Consider the following 17,869-nt stretch of genomic DNA (forward strand, 5'->3'; position numbering starts at 1 on the left):
GTGCAGCAGGGTCAGGAGCTGTGGCACCAGGTTCAGGAGGCGCTCCAGGCCAACCTCAGCAAGCCCACCTTCGAGACCTGGATCCGGCCGGCCCGCTGCAGCGGCATGCGCGGCGACCAGCTGCTGCTGGAGGCCCCCAACAGCTTTGCCAGCGGCTGGTTACGCAAGAACTACCTCGGCACCATCGAGGCCGTGGCTTCCGAGATCGCCGGTCGCGAGCTGCGGGTGGAGGTGGCCACGGCAAGCGAGGGCGACGCCCCGGCGGAGGCCATCGGCGGCAACGGCCTGACCGGGCCGGCCAGCGGCACGCGGGAGACCGGCAATGGCCGGCCTGCGGCCCCGGTGCGCTCCCCCGCCACCGGCGAGACCCCCCGCAAACTCGCCCCTGGCCTCAATCCACGCTATGCGTTCAACCGCTTCGTGGTGGGCCCCAACAGCCGCATGGCCCACGCGGCCGCCCTGGCGGTGGCGGAGGCACCGGGCCGGGAATTCAACCCCCTCTTCCTCTGCGGCGGCGTGGGCCTGGGCAAGACCCACCTGATGCAGGCGATCGGCCACTACCGCCTCGAGATCGACCCGGACGCGCGGGTGTTCTACGTCTCGACCGAGACCTTCACCAATGACCTGATCCAGGCGATCCGCAAGGACGGCATGCAGGCCTTTCGCGACCGCTACCGCGCCGCCGACCTGATCCTGGTGGACGACATCCAGTTCATCGAAGGCAAGGAATACACCCAGGAGGAGTTCTTCCACACTTTCAACGCCCTGCACGAGGCGGGGCGGCAGATCGTGATCGCCTCCGACCGTCCCCCCAGTCAGATTCCCAAGCTGCAGGAGCGCCTGATCTCCCGCTTCTCGATGGGGCTGATCGCCGACATCCAGGCCCCCGACCTGGAAACGCGCATGGCGATCCTGCACAAGAAAGCCGAGCAGGAACAGATGGCGCTGCCGCGCGATCTGATCCAGTACATCGCCGGCCGCTTCACCTCCAACATCCGCGAACTCGAGGGGGCCCTCACCCGGGCTGTGGCCTTTGCCTCGATCACCGGTCTGCCGATGACGGTGGAATCGGTGGCGCCGATGCTCGACCCCGGCGGCAACGATGTGGAGGTGACCCCACAGCAAGTGCTCGACAAGGTGGCCGAGGTCTTCGGCGTTCGCACCGAAGAAATGCTCAGCCCCAGCCGCAAACGGGCCGTGAGCCAGGCCCGCCAGGTGGGGATGTATCTGATGCGGCAGGGCACCAATCTGAGCCTGCCGCGCATCGGCGAAGCCTTCGGCGGCAAGGACCACTCCACAGTGATGTATGCGGTGGAGCAGGTGGAAAAGAAGCTTCACACCGATCCTGCCCTGGCCCGCCAGGTGCAACAGGTGCGAGACCTGCTGCAGATTGATTCGCGCAAACGCAAGTAGATTTCGCGCAAGCGCAGGCTGGGCTCAGCTGGTCAGCGGCCTGGAGGGATCGAGACCTTCCAGTTCACCGCAGAACACCCGGCTGGCGGTGATGTCGTCGGCTTCGATCGTCATCAGATCTCGCTTGGTCACGCAGCTGCCCATGCGGGTGAACAGGCGATTGGCCTGGCGCATGCGGGCCCGATCGATGGCATTGCGGATCGAGCGGGCGTTGGCGAAGAACGGCAGCTGCATGCGTCGCTGGATGTACTCGGCGAAGGCCGCCGTGGCCTCGTCGCTGAAGCGGTAGTTCTCCGCCGCGAGTATGAGCTTGGCGATCGCCAGCAGTTCAGGGCCGCTGTAGTCGGGGAAATCAATATGATTGGCGACCCGCGAGGAGAGCCCGGGATTGGACTGGTAGAACACGTCCATGCGATCCTTGTAGCCAGCGAAGATCACCACCAGATCGTCGCGATTGGCTTCCATCACCTGCAGCAGGATCTCGATCGCTTCGGCGCCGTAGTCGCGCTCGTTCTCGGGACGGTACAGGTAGTACGCCTCATCGATGAACAGCACCCCACCCATCGCCTTCTTCAGCATCTCGCGCGTCTTCGGCGCCGTATGGCCGATGTACTGCCCCACCAGATCGTCACGGGTGGCGGTGACCACGTGTCCCTTGCGCACATAGCCGAGCCGATGCAGGATCTGGGACATCCGCTCCGCCACCGTGGTCTTGCCGGTTCCCGGTTGGCCGGTGAACGACATGTGCAGGCTGGGAGCCGCCGTCGCCAGGCCCACCTGGGTGCGGGCCCGCTCCACCACCAGCAGCGCCGCGATCTCACGGATCCGGGCCTTCACCGGCCTCAGCCCCACCAGGTCGTGATCAAGTTGCTCCAGCACCTCCTGCACACCCACCCCCTCGTAGGCCGCCTTCAGATCGACGCGGGTGAGATCGTGGCTCAGATCTGGCTGATCAGCCTCAGCGGAGGGTTCATCGGGCGCAGAGGATGAATCGGGCGCGGAAGAGGGATCAATCGAGGAGGGCATCGACAGCCGCGGCAAAGGATTCGTCGGCAGCGCCGATCGGGGTGTCGTCCTCCTCACTGCGCAACGTGAGGTTCACATAGGTGCGTCCGAAGCTGATATCCGGGAAGCGATTGCTGCTTTCGGAGAGCTCGTTCAACCGCTCCAGAAACACCCGGGTCGCCTCGTAGTCGTCGAACTCGATACGACGTTCGAGCCGTTCAGGGCGATTCCGTTTCGTCCAGGCCTGTTCCATGGTCTGACCCTAGATCAACTGCGGCTGCCATCCTCCGCTGCCGACTGGTCGCTCAGGCAGTCGGTGCGGGCATGGCTGAGTCGCTCCACCCAGGCCGCGGCGTAGGCACGATTGGCCTGCAGCTGCTGCTCATCGGTGCTGTGCAGCGGATGGGGAAAGGTGCCCTTGATCGCGGCATTGGTGACGCAGAACATCGCCTTCTGAAAACTGGCGCAGATCTTCACCCGCACATCTCCCTCGCCGCGGCCCTGCTGCCGGTACCAATGATGCAGCGGTTCGGGCAGGTGGCGATACATGTCCTGCATCAGCAGGCTGGGCGGGATGCCCGCCCCCATGGTGGGAAGGGGATCGGCGTAGAGGGCGCCGTAGGCAAAGCGGCTCTGATCCGGCGAGATCTGCTGGGCCTGGGCGTTGAACGACACCGTGCCCAGAAAGGGCATGCCCCGCAGGAACACCGCCTCGACGTAGGGCACCGCCACATCGACCAGGAAGGTGAGCGCGGCCTCGGGCGGCAGCACCCAGAACCGCTGGCCCGCCACCTCCACCGCGTAGGTGATCGGCTGAGCTGCCGCTGCCACCAGCCCATCCATCAAGAAGTCCACCAGCTGGGCAATGGAACCCACCCGTCCATCGCGCTCGGCCCTAGCCAGATCAAGGAACAGGTCACTCATCACCCGCCAGAACTGACCCAGGGCATGGGTGGTGGCCGCCGAGCGGATCAGCTCGATCAGAAAGTCCGGAAACAGAGGATGGAGCAGACCCAGCAGCGGGTCCCGCCGGGTCTTGCAGCGGATGATGGCGGCGCAGCCCTGGCGGAAGGCGTCGGTGTCGAGATAGGCATCGAGGCCACCGGTGCCATGCCAGAACATCGCCTTCTGGCAGTACTCGGCATACTCGAAGTTGATGCGGTCGTGGTTGAGATGCCGCCAGATCCTGGCGAGGCTGGGATCACCATCAAGGAACTTGAAGATCGGCAGGGGATTGAGAAACTGCTTCTCCGCCTGGTACACCAGGTTGATGCTGTAGGCATCAAGCACTTCTCCATAGCTCTCCAGAACCCCCACCACTTCCAGCAGATGGGTGGGGCTCTCGGCCAGCAGGGTCTCGCCGGCCAGCAGGCGCCGTTCCAGTTCTGCCGCGGTAGGGATCGGAGCCTGGCGCGTCCGCGAGCGTCCGGGATTCAGGGACGCCATGGCAGAGCTGTTCATCAGGCGGGCCTCCCACTGATGGCCGTCACCAAGGCTGGTAACTGACTCATGGCCGTGGTGGCCTGCTCCGAGAGAAAGCCCAACCCCGATGGTGCCAGTCCGATCGCCACCACAAGAACCGTGAGCACCATGGCGGGCAGGTGACGGAGCAGGGGCACGGCCGGCAAGCGGATGTCGAGAGGCCCTCCGGGTTCAGGAGGGGTGACGGCCAGCCGGCCAAAGAAGGCACGGTTGACCAGCAACAGGAAATAGACGGCCGTCAGACCTGATCCCACCATCGAGGCCACTGTGGCCACGGGGAAGGTCGCCAGGCTGCCGCGAAACACCAGAAACTCAGAGATGAAGCCGGCCATGCCGGGCAGACCCGCGCTGGCCATCACCCCCACAATCATCAGCGAACCGGTCAAAGGCAGACCCCGCTCTGGGTTGAGCAGGCCCCGCAACACATCCAGGTCGCGGGTGCCGGTCGTGGTGTACACCTCGCCCACCAGCAGAAACAACAGGGCGGAGATGAGACCGTGGCTCACCATCTGGAATTCAGCCCCCAGCAGACTCACGGGCGTGGCCGCCGCGGCCGCGAGCAGCACATAGCCCATGTGCCCCACGGAGCTGTAGGCCACCATCCGTTTCATGTCCCGCTGGGCGATCGCCGCCAGGGAGCCATACAACACCGAGATCGCCGCCCAGATGGCCAGCCAGGGGGCCGCCACAGCCCACGCCTCCGGGAACAGTCCCAGGCAGAAGCGCAGCAGCCCATAGGTGCCGAGCTTGAGCAGCACCCCGGCCAGCAGCACCGACACCGGCGTCGACGCCTCGGTGTGGGCATCCGGCAGCCAGGTGTGAAAGGGAACCAGCGGGATCTTGATGCCGAAACCCACCAACAGAGCACCCAGCAGCAGGAGCTGGGTTCCCATAGCCAGCTGGCCGCCGAGCACGGGGGTGAGGCTGAAGTCCACCTCGCCGGTGACCAGCGCCAGGCCCAGAAAAGCGGCGAGGATCAATCCGCCGGACACCGCCGTGAAGATCAGGAACTTGGTGGCCGCATAGGCGCGCCGGGCTCCACCCCAGACCGAGATCAGCAACCACAGCGGAATCAGCTCCAGTTCGTAGAACAGGAAAAAGAGCAGCAGATTCAGCGAGAGGAAGGCTCCGTTCACGGCGCCGCTGATCACCAGCAGCAGGGCGAAATACAAACGCGGCCGCTGGGTCACCGTGGTGGAGGCATAGGCCGAAACCAGGGTGAGGCCGGCATTGACCAGCACCAGCGGCAGGGAGAGACCATCCACGCCAAGGCGGTACTCCAGCCCCAGACTTTCGATCCAGGGGATCGATTCCTGCAGCTGCATCCCACCGAAGGAGGGATCGAACTGCAGCAGCAGACGCAGGCTCCAGGCCAGCTGCAACACGAGCAGGGCCAGGGCGGCGCGGCGAACCTTCTCGAGAGAGAGCTCACCCGGCCAGAGCATCAGGCCCAGGGCACCGAGAAAGGGAATGGCGAGAAGGGCACTCAGCATCGATCGATTCTCAGGCGATGAACCAGTTCAGGGAGGCCAGCAGGAGCACGATCGACACCAGGGCCGTGAGCACGTAGGTCTGCATGCGGCCGCTCACGGCCAGCCGCAGACTGCCGGCCGCAGCCATCGTGAGGCTGCCGACACGATCGACCAGCACATTCACCACGGCGGCATCGAAACCGTTCGTGAGCCGCGAGAGGCCCGCCACGAAGGTCACAATCGTGGCGCGATAGATGCGGTCGGTATAGAAGTCGAAGGCCAGGAGATCCTGCAGGGTGCGCAGCGGCTTGAACAGGGAGCGCGACCAGGCCTTGTTCAGGGGCACCACGGCCGCGGAGACAACCCCGATCAGACCGGAGCCCATCACCAGGACCGCCACCCCAGGGGAGAAGGAGGCGATGCCGGGGACCGGATCGATGCGGGCCATGATCCAGGGCATCAACCCCACCAGCACCGTGAGGCTCACCATCGGCAGAGCCATCAGCCAGATCACCTCCGGTGCCCGCCGTGTCTTGGGCTGAGCGTCCCCGAGGAAGACCTGGCGGTACACACGGGTGAGGTTGAACAGGGTGAGCAGGTTGGTGAGCAGCACCACCAGAGCGAAGAATCGGTGCTCGGCACTGAAGGCCTGCACCAGCAAGCCGAAGCACCAGAAGCAGCCCAGGGGTAACAGGCCGGTGACCCCGGCCGCCGCCATCAGGAAGGCGCCGGTGGTGGCGGGCATGCGTCGGCCCAGGCCACCGAGTTCAGTCAGGTCCTGACAGTTGGTGGTGGCGATGATGCTGCCCACGCTCATGAACAGCAGGGCCTTGGCCAGACCGTGGGCGAACAGCAACAGCAGGGCGATACCCGGCTGCTGCAGGGCGATGGCCACGAACACCAGCCCCAGGTAGGAGGTGGTGGAATAGGAAAAGGCCCGCTTCAGATCCACCTGGGCGATCGCCACCAGGGCACCGCCCACCGCACTGATGGCGCCCACAGCCAGGAGCACATCGGTGGCCACCGGAGAGATCAGCAACAGCGGCATCAGCTTCAGCAGCACGATGGCACCGCAGGTCACCACCACGGAATTACGCAGAATCGAGGCCGGGTTGGGCCCCTCCATCGCCTCATCCAGCCAGAGATGCATCGGGAACTGGGCACACTTGCCCATGGGCCCGGCAATCAGGCCCAGGCCCAGCAGGGTTCCGGCCAGGGGTGTGAGCGGAGCACTGGCGGCCCAGGCATAGAGCTCGGTGAACTCGGTCTGACCCGACCAGGCCGACAGGGCAACCACACCCATCAGCAACAGAACGTCGCCGACCCGCTTGGTCAGAAACGCATCCCGGGCCGCCGTGACCACCAGGGGCTGGGCGTACCAGAACCCCACCAGCAGATAGGTGGACAGGGTGAGCATCTCCAGCAGGAAATAGCTCATGAACAGGCTGCTGCTCAGCACCACCCCGGACATCGCGCCTTCGAAGAATCCCACCAGCGCATAGAAGCGGGCCAGGGACCACTCCTTGTCGAGATAGCCCAGGGCAAAAACCTGGCCCAGCAGGCTGAGGCCAGTGACCAGCTCAAGAGCGGCCAGATTGGTGAGCGAGAGATCAAAACCGATCGAGAGATTCAGGTCGGCGGCGTGGAACCAGGGGATCTCAAGGTGATGGGGGCCAATCAGCCAGACCTGACGCAGCACCAGGCTGCCGTGCAGAAAGGCCAACAAGGTGACCAGAAGATTGAGATAGGCCGCAGGTCGTGGTCCATTGCGCTTGATCCAGCCGCTGGACCAGGGCAGGGAGAGCAGCACCCCGCTGAAGCCATACAGCGGGATCAACCAGGCCAGCTGCATGGACAGGGGCAGGTTGTACAGGGGAAGTTCGGCGACCAAGGCAGCAGATGGACGGCATCGAGGCTGGACGTCCAGCGCCGGATTTAGAAGCTGGCGCGATGACGGGAATAGTCGTAACGGATCGCGGCGGGGATGGCAGGGGGCTGTGAAACCACCGCCAGCTGCCGCAGCCAGCCATTCAGCTCTTCGCCGTGATGCTGTTCCTCCTTCCAGAGCGCCCGGAAGAATTCGGCATTTTCTTCATCACCGATCAGCACGCAAAAGCGAACGGCCTCGGCGTAGTGGTTGATCAGATCGTGCTCCAGCACGCTGTTCAGCCGCAGCAGACCGACCAGATCCGGCGCATGGGTGACAGCGCGCAGCTGGGAGGCCGCAGGGGCCACCCGCAGACGCAGCATCTGCTGCACGATGCGCTCGGCATGCTGCATTTCCTCCACGGTCTCGCGGCGAAAACGCTCCGCAGCCTCTGCATCTCCCCAGAGCTCCACAAGGGAGGCCTGGGTCATGTACTGCTGCACGGCGGAGAGCTCAAGGCTCAGGGCGCGCCCGAGATATCCGAGGACGCGGGGATGGGCGGCTTCGTCCATAAGAATCAGAGGCGACGGGTGACGCCGGTGCAAACCAGGGCGGGCTCGACCTCGCCATGGGGACGGGCAATGATGTGGGCCGCCACCAGGCCGTCACCGACACGCTCACAGGCATCGGCACCGGCCCGGACCGCGGCGTTCACAGCCCCGGTTTCGCCACGCACCATCACGGTGACGTAGCCACCACCGACGAATTCCCGTGAGATCAGGGTGACTTCCGCGGCCTTGGTCATGGCGTCGGCGGCTTCGATCGCGGGAACCAGGCCACGCGTCTCGATCATGCCAAGGGCGATGCCCTGTACGGAGGAAGCCATCGGAAAGGAAGGAGAAGCGGAACGGTTGGGAGGGGTGAGGCTGGAGGAGCCGCCGCCCGTGGCAGCGGAGGCAGCGGCACGACCGGAACCAGAAGCCCGGCCAGTGGAGGCACGGCTGGCGGCGGGGCGGGTCGCAGCCGAGCGGCTGACGGCCCGGGTGGTGGAGGTGCGAGCCATGGCGGTACGGGAAGAAGGGACGCGGGCAGCGGCAGTGGAGCGAGCGCTGCTGCGCTTCGCCGGAGTGGTGGGGGCAGCAGTCAGTGAACTGGCGGCAGGGCTATCAGTGGTCGAAGGGGTGGGCAGGGCCTTGGGTGAGGTGGAGCCCTTGGACTCAGTGGAGGCCATGGGCGCCGTCGCGCTGACCACGGCCTCCGCAGGAGCGGGGGCAGGGGCCTCTGCAGCGGGAGTGACGGCAGGGGCTGTCTCCGCAGACGGGGCCGGGGTGGATCCGGCGGCGGGGCTGGGCGTCGGGGTGGCCATGGTCAGGGAGGGGGTGGCGGGAGCTGGCGAACGTAACGGGCGTTAAGGGCGGGCTGGCGCGTAGGCCCGGTTGAGCGTCAGCCGTCCGGCTCCCAGAAGTCGATGATTCCACCGATGGTGAGATCGGTGAACAGGCTGGCGTCACCTGTGGCATGGCGGGCAGCGGAGCCACTGGCGGTGAAGACCCAGTTGCCAGTGGCGGCCCCGACGGGATCCACAGCGACACTGAGCTTGCCCTTCGGAGTCCGAAGCACACGAAGGTTCTGGTGGGCGAAGCCTTCGACCCGTTGGGTGCAGACCAGTGAACCCATCACCTGCATGATCTCCATTACTTACTCCCCCCTGACGCCATCGCCTTGGCGGCATCGGGATCCCAGTGATCGATGATGCCCACGATCGTGAGATCACTCGGGTAAGACTTGCTGCCTGCCGCCTCGCGGGCCGCCGAGCTGCCCACACAGATCACCCAATCGCCGGGAATGCAGCCAACGGCATCCACAGCAACCTTCTGGGTACTGCCATCCAGCACCACCTGAAGATGCTTGTGCTCGAAGTCGGGAATGCGGTTGGTCGAAACCAGCGGCTTCAACACCTTGCAGATCAACATGTCAGTGTCCTCCTCCGCTGGCAAAGCTGATCGTGGATCCGATCGTCTCCGCTGGTGCGTGGCGATCCTGATCGCGAATCGTCAGCAACACGTGCAGGAGCCCTTCACGACAGAGCTCGCCGTAGCGCGACTCAATCGCCTGCTGGACCCGCCGGCAATGGCGCTCAGCCCGGTCACGGGCACCGGGGACCTGGCCGTTGTAGTCGAATCGCACCACCACCGGCACCGGCAGACCACGGGACACATTGAGACCTTTGAAGATCTTCACCCCCACGTCGAGGTCGGGGGCGCCCTCTTCAACGGTATCCATGTAGGCGAAGTAGGTGAGGTTGCGCAGGTGCACCTCCTTGAACCCGATGCCGACTCCAATGAACCGCTCGGCATGGCCAGCATCGCTGTAGTGACCACCATGGAACTGGCGGACGTAATCAATCTGGGAGAGGTTGTGCTCCAGCAGTCTGCTGATCAGACGCACCATGCCGGGATCCGGCGTGCTGGCAGCAGCCTGCTGAACCAGCGCCAGGATCCGGTCGCGAGCCTGCTCGGCACTGAGCCCCGCGGTGGCCTCATACACCTCGCGGGCATCGAGCCAACGCTCGAGATTGGTGCTGCCATCCAGGCCCGGAACGTGAACCCTCAGGGCATCGGTGTCGGTATCGATCCCCAACAGCAGCAGGTCCACCGAGGCGCCGCAACAGAAGCTGTTCTCCACGGCCTGCTGGAAATCCTTGAGGCGACTGAGACCACAACCGGCCGCCAAAGCATCGTCGCTGCCGTGGGCCGCACAACCCTCATGGCTGGGATCGAGGGAGCTGAAGTGGTAGAGCACCACTTTGAGATAGCGGGTATCGGCATGGGCCGGATTGGGCAGGCCCTCCCGATAGCGGCGGTGCTCGGTCTTCACCCAGCGACTCACCGTGTTCTCGACATCAAAGAGAGCACCCGCGTGGGGACGACGCCGCACCGAGCCGAAGGGCAACCGCAGGGCATAGGCGATGGCATGGGCCAGACGACCATCGGCGCAGGGCGTGATGTCGAGCAGGTGAAAGCCGCAGTCGAGCAGAAAAGCATCGAAGGATTCCACCGTGGCTGAGCCTGGTCTGCCCTGGAGCGGATCCCGCTCGAAGAAACTGGCGCTGGTCTGCTCGTAGGTCTCGAACACGCACCAGGCGAACAGGGTGCGCATGTCCAGCTGCGTCACCCAGGCTGTCTCCAGGATCGGCTGGGGCAGCTCGAAACCAAGCTCGGCCCGGGCCAGCTCCTGTGCCCGTGGGATGAAGTCGTCCTCATGCTGCAAGGCGGAAAGCCGCTTGAGCACAGGCACGAGCCGATCAAAGGCGCCCTTGACCTGGGCGTCGTAGGTCTGCAAGGCCGCGTTGGCCCGGCTGTCGGTCAGGGGATGGAGCCTCACGGAGGCGGAAGCCGAGGATCGGCGCGACCGCCAGGCGTCAAGGCCGGCAGCGGCAGCACCGAGACCAGGGGATTCATTCCTCTGAGTCAGCTCAGGAGTCCGACGGACCCGGGCACGACGGCCTGTGTCCCAGGGGTTGGCGGCTGGATCAACACCGTCCTCGGAGACGCTGGTGGCGGTGGTGATCTCAGGCTCTAGCAGGCGCCCACGCAACCTCTGGACGGAGCGGCGCAGCTCATCGGGGCTGGGGGCCGCAGGGCGGCGGCGCTGGGCCGGGGCGCCCTGGGGAGTACGCGCCACTGAAGAAACCGGACGGCGTGGCATCAGATCAGCCGCGGGCCCCGCCGGACACGGTCACCAGAGAGCCACGATCGGTGTTTCCACTCGATCCGGTCACCCGGCTCACCGGAGCCGGAACGGCTTCGTTGCGCTTGGCCTCGTAGGTGGGCATGGCCGTCATCGGGCCAGGACGGCTGGGGTTGCGTTGACGGGCAGACGCTCCCTCCGTACCCGTGACCCTCTCGCCACGATCCCAGTCGTCGCCGGTGATCTTCAGGCCAGCGGAGATGCCTTCGCCGGTGACACGCGACACGGGTCGCTCAGGAGCGGACGCAGGGCGCACATCCTCATCGACGCTGATCGGCGCCCGACCTCGGGCCGAGATCCGATCGAAGGCAGAGGAACCGCTGCCATGGCGGTCAAAGCGGAACTGCTCAGTGCCGGTCACCTTGCCGGAGGCCATGTCAAACGGACCGGTGATGCGGTTGCCCTGTTCGTAACTGGTGCCGGTCACAGCCGCGGATTTCTGACGCTCACTCTGGGCCGCGCGGGCCGGAGACTGGATGCTGAACTGCTCCCAGGGCTGGGAATCGAGCGGCTGAGGGAAATCAGCGTCGTGGGTTTCGGCGGCGCTGCAGGCGGCAGCCATCTGATCGGCCCCGAGGTAAGGGGTGCCGGTGACGGGCTCGCAGGCACCCCGTTCAGCGCCGGTCATGACACCACCGATGCCGGGCTGCAGGCCGGTCATGCTGGGGCCCGGAGTACCGAGGCGGGCAGGCGTGCGCTGGCGGATCTCCTTGACCTGCTTGCTGGAGCACCAGTCACCCGCCTGTTCCAGTCCGGCATAGGGGGTTCCCGTGACGGCCTTGCAGGTGCCGGGTTCATCACCGGTGACCCGGCTGGAGCGGCCGGTGCGCGTCCCGCTCACCACCTGGGCCTTGTTGGTGATTGAGAATCCAACCTTGGCCGCTTCCGGCTCGGGCTGGGATCCGCAAAACCCTTCGTATTGCTGACGGCCGATGTATTCATCACCGGTGACGCGGCGGCAACTGCCGGGCTCATCGCCGGTGACCCGCTCGCTACGACCGACGTGGGTTCCGGTGATCCCCGTGCCACGCAGCGTCTGAAGGACATTGACCTTATCGGGGGCACGGCCGGGCACCAGGGGCTCAGATCCGAGGTACTGGGTACCGGTGAGCTGGCGTCCGGAGCCGGGCTCATCGCCGGTGACCCGCTCGCTGCGCCCCACCATCACACCGGAGACCGGACGGCCACCGAGGGTCTGGCTGTGACCCACCTTGCGCGGGCTGGGCTCGAGATCGCCGCAGTAGGCCAGGGCCTGATTGGCGGAGATGTACTCCGTGCCGGTGATCGTCTTGCAGGTGCCGGGCTCATCGCCGGTGACCTTCTCCGAACGGCCCACCTCATTGCCGGTGACGCGGTTGCCATGGCTGGTGGCAGTGACCCGGACCTTGGCAGGCTGAACGGGGGAAGGCCGGTCCTGACAGAAGGACTGAAACACCTCGGCACCCATGTATTCAGTACCGGTGATCGTGCGGCAGGTGCTGGCCTCATTGCCGGTGGTCTTGGGCGAGCGGTTGGCCTGGGTGCCGGTCACCGTCTGTCCGCGGAGGGTTTCACTGACGCCCACCTTCCAGTGGGCATCGGCGGCAGCCGCCTGCTTGGCGCCATGGAGGTTGGGGCCCGTGGGACGGGTGCTGCCGCTTCCCCGCGTGGCGCCACTGGAGCCCACCTTGCTCTTGAGCTCACGCACCTTCTGAGCCAGTTCTCGGGTGGTGAGGTCGGGGTTGCCCTGGCGCGCCACAGCAGCAGCCGTGGAATTGCTGGGCGTGTTGGCGGCCTTGCCGCGCTTGCTCAGGGCCTCACGACGGGCCAGCACCAGAGACCGGCTGGGGTTGTGCTGCGAGGCGCGCTTCACGGCAGGGCGGCGATCAGCCGCACTGCTGCTGCGCGAGGACAGACTGCTGCCGAGGCTGGAACTCCCCAGAGAAGCCGATCGGCGAGCCGGCGCACTGCTGGTCGGGGCCGAGGCTTCAGCCTGGCGCTCCTGACACTTGCACTTGTGCTCACCGGCCGGGGCTGCTGAGGATCCGGCGCCCGCTGGAGCGACCTTCTGCAGATCGGTACGGGTGCGGTCGCGGCTGGTATCGGCCCGCTTACCCCGCTTGCTGAGAGCCTCCCGACGGGAGAGAACCAACTCCCGGCTGGGGTTGCTGATCGGCCGGGGGGTGCTGCGCGTCGGCGCCGCCACAGTTCTGGAAGGAGCCGGGGCCGACAGCGACATGGCTGCCGATCGCGCCGGACGACCGGGCCTGGTCGCCTGAACCGGGGCGGCAGGCGCCATGACAGGCTCCGGCACCGAGGTGCGGGTGGGACGGGCATCCGCAGCCGTGCGCACGCGGCTGGCGCTGGAGCCGTAACGGCCAGCGGCTTTCTTGCCTGCGCTGGTGAGGGCCTTGCGGCGCTCCAGAGCTGCGTCACGACTGGAAGTGCTGGCCATCTCCGCCCGATGAATGGAATGACTGGATCGAAAGAAGGATCCCGGCCCTGAGGCCGGGATCACTGAAGGGAAGGGCTGAAGCTCAGCGGCCTTCGAAGACCACGAAGCAGGCGCCCTGGCTCTGGGTGTAAGCGTCGTAGCCCACCAGGCGGACGTGATGATCGGGATAGGCCCGATGGCAAGCCTCAAGCTCGCTGACGATCACGCCGAGATCCTTTTCACCGAAGAACGGCAGTTTCCAGAACGACCAGTAGGTCGCCATGGAGCGGCTGGGGTGAACGTGCTCAACCAGGGGGCTCCATCCCTGGGCAATGATGTAGGCGATCTGGTCGTAGATCTCGTCCTGGGTCATCGGCGGCAGGAAGCCGAATGTCTCCAGGGTGGCGACTGTTTGATAGTCACCCACGGTGCTCTTGAAAGGCATGGGGATCCTTGGGGTGCAGAGGGGGTCCCCGACGAATCAGACGGCTTCCATCAGGCAGATTCCATCAGGATCGTCCGAATCGATCGGGGCTGGATGTCGGGACGGCATAGCGCCGCGTCGTGATGCAACGGCGAATCGCCGGCGATCAGTTGACGTCGAGCTTGTCGACGGTGTCGAACTCGAACTTGATTTCCTTCCAGGTCTCGAGGGCAATCGCCAGCTCAGGGCTGTGCTTCGCTGCTTCCGTAAGGATGTCGCGACCTTCCCGCTCAATCTCGCGGCCGGCATTGCGTGCCTTGACGCAGGCCTCAAGGGCCACACGGTTGGCGGCAGCACCAGCTGCAGAACCCCAGGGGTGACCGTGGGTACCACCACCGAACTGCAGCACCGAATCGTCGCCGAAAATGGCCACCAGTGCAGGCATGTGCCAGACGTGGATGCCGCCGGAGGCCACGGCGAAGACGCCGCCCATCGAGCCCCAATCCTGATCGAAGAAGTTGCCGCGGCTGCGATCTTCGGGAACGAAGGATTCACGCAGCTGGTCGATGTAGCCCAGCGTCGACTGACGATCACCCTCCAGCTTGCCCACCACGGTGCCGGTGTGCAGCTGGTCACCACCGGAGAGACGCAGGCACTTGGCCAGCACCCGGAAGTGGATACCGTGCTTGGGATGGCGGTCAATCACCGCGTGCATGGCGCGGTGGATGTGCAGCAGCATGCCGTTCTTGCGGCACCACTTCGCCAGACCGGTATTGGCCGTGAAGCCACCGGTGATGTAGTCGTGCATGATGATGGGCTGACCCAGTTCCTTGGCGAACTCGGCCCGCTCATACATCTCCTCGGGAGTGGCGGCGGTGCAGTTGAGGTAGTGCCCCTTCTTCTCGCCGGTCTCCTGCTCAGACAGCTTGACGGCTTCGGCAACGAACTCGAAGCGGTTCTGCCAGCGCTGGAAAGGCTGGGAGTTGATGTTCTCGTCGTCCTTGGTGAAGTCGAGGCCACCGCGGAGGCACTCATACACCACCCGGCCGTAGTTCTTGCCACTCAGGCCGAGCTTCGGCTTGATCGTGCAACCCAGCAGGGGACGACCGTACTTGTTCATGCGATCGCGCTCGACCACGATGCCGTTCGGCGGACCCTGGCAGGTCTTGATGAAGGCCATCGGGAAGCGGATGTCTTCCAGACGCAGGTGGCGCAGGGCCTTGAAACCGAAGACGTTGCCGACCAGGGAGGTCAGCACGTTGGTGATCGAACCTTCCTCGAACAGATCGAGGGGATAGGCGATGAAGGCATAGAAGGCTTCCTTGTCGCCAGGAACGTCTTCGATGCGGTAGCAACGGCCTTTGTAGAAGTCGAGATCGGTGAGGAGCTCGGACCAGACGGTGGACCAGGTGCCGGTGGAGGATTCAGCGGCCACAGCGGCAGCCACCTCTTCCTTGGGCACACCTTCCTGGCCGGTGCATTTGAAGCAGGCCAGCAGGTCGGTGTCGAGGGGAACGTAATCAGGAGTCCAATACGTGTCGCGGTACTCCTTAACCCCTGCGTCGTACTTCTTGCTCATGGGGGATGTCCGGGTAAGTCGGGAAAGGGAACAATCAGCGGGTCAGCGCCTGAGGCGCCAAGCCGATCAGTCCTTGGAACCGACGAAATTGCCGTTGCCCAGGGCGGGCTCAACCTCGCGGTGGGGGCGGGCAATGATGTGGGCGGCCACCAGGCCATCACCCACGCGCTCGCAGGCATCGGCGCCAGCACGAACGGCCGCGTTCACAGCGCCGGTTTCACCACGGACCAACACGGTCACGTAACCGCCGCCCACGAACTCACGACCGATCAGACGCACTTCAGCGGCCTTGGTCATGGCATCGGCTGCTTCGATCGCCGGCACCAGGCCACGGGTCTCGATCATGCCGAGGGCGATGCCCATGGTTTCGTTTGCCATTACCTGCTCCTGAAGGAGGGGGTGGAATGTTCGTCCGTAACCATGGTCTGCAGCCATTCCCTCCGTCAAGCCGTTGACAGGGCTTGCGCCATCACCGTTTCCGCATTGAAAGATAAGGCAGACTGATCAGTGCCTCACAAATCGTTAGGCATTGCTTGATCCAGCACCCATGCTGGCGCAAACCTCCCTATGCAGGTTCGCTGAGATCCCAGTCCAGGCCGTCCTGGCGTGGATCTGAAACCCAACGGACCCGGGTTCCGAGGGGCTGTGGTCTCAGAGGGGCTGGGCGTCGGAGACGAAGCCAACGCCGCCGTAGTAGTTGAGCAGGGGCCGCAGTGCTGCACGGATCTGCTCCAGCACCTCCGCCTCGCAGAACACGATCACATGGGCGTTGGCGCCGTAGCCGCTCATCTCCATCGATTCCTGCACCTCACCCCCCTTTCCCACCCCGGTGACATGGCGCATCACCGAGTAGCCGGGAGCTCCGGCGGTGCGCAGAGCCGCGCAGATCGGGCCCAGCTCCCGCTCTCCCAACAACAGATCGAGACGTTTCATCGGACAGGCCTGAGAGGCAAAACGAACGGTGGCGCGAGACAGTGACGCAGAACGGCGACGCCAGGCAGCGACAGCCTGGGAAAACCGGGGACACCGCCCTCCCAATCCCTAGCCGGCCGGGATCCAGCGCTGCACCATCGCCATATAGAGAGGCAGTCCAACCACGATGTTGAAGGGGAAGGTGACCCCCAGCGCGGTGGAGATGTAGAGGCTGGGATTGGCCTGCGGCACCGTCATCCGCATCGCCGCAGGAACGGCGATGTAGGAGGCGCTGGCACAGAGCACCATGAACAGCAGTGCATCCCCCTGCGGCAGCGACAGCGCCCTGGCCACCACCAGTCCAACGGCGGCGTGCACCAGGGGAGCGCCAACAGCAAAACCGATCAGGAAGGGACCGGCCCGGCGCAGATCGTGGAGGCGCTGGGCCGAGACAATTCCCATGTCCAGCAGGAAGAAACTGAGGGCGCCATAAAAGAGTTTATTGATGAAGGGATCCATCTTCTCCAGCCCAGCGGGGCTAAAGGCTGCCACCAGAAATCCGATCACCAGACTTCCCATCAGCAGAAAGACCGAACCGTTCAGAAATGCCTCTCGCAGCAAAGAAGGCCAGCCAATCGAGCGGCCGCTGTTGGGCTCAGCCGGCACCGCCAGTTTCACCAGCAACAGCCCCACAATGATGGCGGGCGACTCCATCAGAGCAAGGGCCGCCACCATGAAGCCATCAAACTGCACTTGCAGCACTGTGAGGAAACTTTCTGCTGTAATGAAGGTGACGGCACTGATCGATCCGTAGGCCGCGGCCACCGCAGCGGCGTTATAAGAATCCAGACGACTGCGCAGGATCAGAAAGCTGGTCAACGGCACCAGCATCGACATCAGCACCGCCGCCGTGATCGTGAGCGTCACCTGGCCGCCAAGACCACTGTGCTGCAGCTCCAAACCGCCCTTGAAGCCGATCGCCAGCAACAGATACAACGAAAACAGCTTCGGCAGCGGCGCCGGGATCTCCAGATCCGAGCCCACCAGCACCGCCAGCATGCCGAGGAAGAAAAACAGAACCGGCGGTGACACAAGGTTCTGGAGAACCAGTCCTGATTCCATGGCCGCCGCGGGCATCGAGGGGCCCTGCAGCGTAGGCAGCGCCACCCACCTGGCTTTTTCCCGATTTCGGTCAGCAACTCCTCAAGCCAGCCCCCCACCCCTGGCCGAACGCCTGGGAGCTCCTTAACGTCTGCAGCAAGCGTGCACCCCTGGAGATTTTCAGGGGGTGGAATGTTCAACCCGGCACGCCATGGCCTTCGGGCCTAGCCACCCTGCAGGAGGTCCATCCGACAGACCCCAACACCCAAATTCCCAGGTACGGGAGCCTCTGGTTCCGTCAGTGGCCCACAATGGCGGCCGCCCGATCGATCGGGCAGATCCGTTGTTGCGATCCGTTGGCCGGAGCTCAGACCCCTGATCGATCCGTGCTGGCTGCAAGCCCGTCGGTGCTGGTCATTGCCAGTGGCAATGCCCACAAGGTGGCCGAGAT

The 17,869-nt window shown here is 65.0% G+C and carries 18 protein-coding genes; 2 read left to right on the plus strand and 16 right to left on the minus strand.

Going from position 1 to position 17,869, the window contains the following annotated elements:
- Window positions 1-1,413: a chromosomal replication initiator protein DnaA gene (gene dnaA, locus H8F24_RS00005; RefSeq protein ID WP_197170505.1), complete on the plus strand. Its 1,413-nt coding sequence runs from the start codon at window positions 1-3 to the stop codon at window positions 1,411-1,413.
- Window positions 1,414-1,437: 24 nt separating this feature from the next.
- Here the strand turns inward: dnaA and cbbX are convergent, their stop codons facing one another.
- From cbbX to H8F24_RS20035, 7 genes are all read right to left on the minus strand, one after another.
- Entirely contained in the window at window positions 1,438-2,439 is a 1,002-nt protein-coding gene (gene cbbX, locus H8F24_RS00010; protein WP_197170506.1) for a CbbX protein, read from the minus strand.
- Window positions 2,423-2,671 (minus strand): 4a-hydroxytetrahydrobiopterin dehydratase, encoded by a 249-nt coding sequence (locus H8F24_RS00015; RefSeq protein ID WP_197170507.1) that lies wholly within the window; start codon window positions 2,669-2,671, stop codon window positions 2,423-2,425. The genes cbbX and H8F24_RS00015 overlap by 17 nt, the downstream gene beginning before the upstream one ends.
- 14 nt (window positions 2,672-2,685) lie before the next feature.
- The gene (locus H8F24_RS00020; protein ID WP_197170508.1) at window positions 2,686-3,864 is read right to left on the minus strand and encodes a CO2 hydration protein; all 1,179 of its coding nucleotides are present in this window, start codon (window positions 3,862-3,864) and stop codon (window positions 2,686-2,688) included.
- Between the two features lie 14 nt (window positions 3,865-3,878).
- On the minus strand, window positions 3,879-5,393 hold the full coding sequence (locus tag H8F24_RS00025) for an NADH-quinone oxidoreductase subunit M (RefSeq protein ID WP_197156587.1): 1,515 nt from the start codon (window positions 5,391-5,393) through the stop codon (window positions 3,879-3,881).
- Between the two features lie 10 nt (window positions 5,394-5,403).
- Window positions 5,404-7,224, minus strand: a complete 1,821-nt coding sequence (locus H8F24_RS00030; protein ID WP_197158858.1) for an NAD(P)H-quinone oxidoreductase subunit F — start codon at window positions 7,222-7,224, stop codon at window positions 5,404-5,406.
- Window positions 7,225-7,307: 83 nt separating this feature from the next.
- The gene (locus H8F24_RS00035; RefSeq protein WP_197156588.1) at window positions 7,308-7,811 is read right to left on the minus strand and encodes a ferritin-like domain-containing protein; all 504 of its coding nucleotides are present in this window, start codon (window positions 7,809-7,811) and stop codon (window positions 7,308-7,310) included.
- Between the two features lie 5 nt (window positions 7,812-7,816).
- Window positions 7,817-8,125, minus strand: a complete 309-nt coding sequence (locus tag H8F24_RS20035; RefSeq protein WP_231597980.1) for a BMC domain-containing protein — start codon at window positions 8,123-8,125, stop codon at window positions 7,817-7,819.
- Between the two features lie 25 nt (window positions 8,126-8,150).
- On the opposite strand from H8F24_RS20035, the gene H8F24_RS20040 reads away from it, so the two are divergent.
- Window positions 8,151-8,651, plus strand: coding sequence for a hypothetical protein (locus tag H8F24_RS20040; protein WP_231597981.1), 501 nt, complete (start codon window positions 8,151-8,153; stop codon window positions 8,649-8,651).
- Window positions 8,652-8,682: 31 nt separating this feature from the next.
- Here H8F24_RS20040 and H8F24_RS00045 read toward each other — a convergent pair whose 3' ends face one another.
- The 9 genes from H8F24_RS00045 to H8F24_RS00085 all read right to left on the minus strand — a co-directional run bounded on the left by H8F24_RS00045 (window position 8,683) and on the right by H8F24_RS00085 (window position 17,439).
- Complete coding sequence (locus H8F24_RS00045) at window positions 8,683-8,934, minus strand: carboxysome peptide B (RefSeq protein ID WP_197156590.1); 252 nt, start codon at window positions 8,932-8,934, stop codon at window positions 8,683-8,685.
- Window positions 8,934-9,212, minus strand: coding sequence for a carboxysome peptide A (locus H8F24_RS00050; RefSeq protein WP_197156592.1), 279 nt, complete (start codon window positions 9,210-9,212; stop codon window positions 8,934-8,936). The genes H8F24_RS00045 and H8F24_RS00050 overlap by 1 nt, the downstream gene beginning before the upstream one ends.
- A 1-nt stretch (window position 9,213) precedes the next feature.
- Window positions 9,214-10,947: a carboxysome shell carbonic anhydrase gene (locus H8F24_RS00055; protein ID WP_231597982.1), complete on the minus strand. Its 1,734-nt coding sequence runs from the start codon at window positions 10,945-10,947 to the stop codon at window positions 9,214-9,216.
- A 4-nt stretch (window positions 10,948-10,951) separates the two neighbouring features.
- Window positions 10,952-13,423 carry a CsoS2 family carboxysome shell protein gene (locus H8F24_RS00060; protein WP_197170509.1) on the minus strand — a complete coding sequence of 824 codons (2,472 nt, stop codon included), beginning with the start codon at window positions 13,421-13,423 and terminating at the stop codon, window positions 10,952-10,954.
- An 82-nt stretch (window positions 13,424-13,505) separates the two neighbouring features.
- Window positions 13,506-13,847, minus strand: coding sequence for a ribulose bisphosphate carboxylase small subunit (locus H8F24_RS00065; RefSeq protein WP_197156596.1), 342 nt, complete (start codon window positions 13,845-13,847; stop codon window positions 13,506-13,508).
- 145 nt (window positions 13,848-13,992) lie between these two features.
- Window positions 13,993-15,405, minus strand: a complete 1,413-nt coding sequence (locus H8F24_RS00070) for a form I ribulose bisphosphate carboxylase large subunit (protein ID WP_197156598.1) — start codon at window positions 15,403-15,405, stop codon at window positions 13,993-13,995.
- 66 nt (window positions 15,406-15,471) lie between these two features.
- On the minus strand, window positions 15,472-15,783 hold the full coding sequence (locus H8F24_RS00075; protein WP_197156600.1) for a BMC domain-containing protein: 312 nt from the start codon (window positions 15,781-15,783) through the stop codon (window positions 15,472-15,474).
- 273 nt (window positions 15,784-16,056) lie between these two features.
- Complete coding sequence (locus H8F24_RS00080; RefSeq protein WP_197156602.1) at window positions 16,057-16,338, minus strand: transcriptional regulator; 282 nt, start codon at window positions 16,336-16,338, stop codon at window positions 16,057-16,059.
- A 108-nt stretch (window positions 16,339-16,446) separates the two neighbouring features.
- Window positions 16,447-17,439, minus strand: coding sequence for a sodium-dependent bicarbonate transport family permease (locus H8F24_RS00085; protein ID WP_197158861.1), 993 nt, complete (start codon window positions 17,437-17,439; stop codon window positions 16,447-16,449).
- Window positions 17,440-17,869 lie beyond the last annotated feature (430 nt).

Origin of the sequence: Synechococcus sp. CBW1002 (assembly GCF_015840915.1) — a bacterium.
Taxonomy (GTDB): domain Bacteria; phylum Cyanobacteriota; class Cyanobacteriia; order PCC-6307; family Cyanobiaceae; genus CBW1002.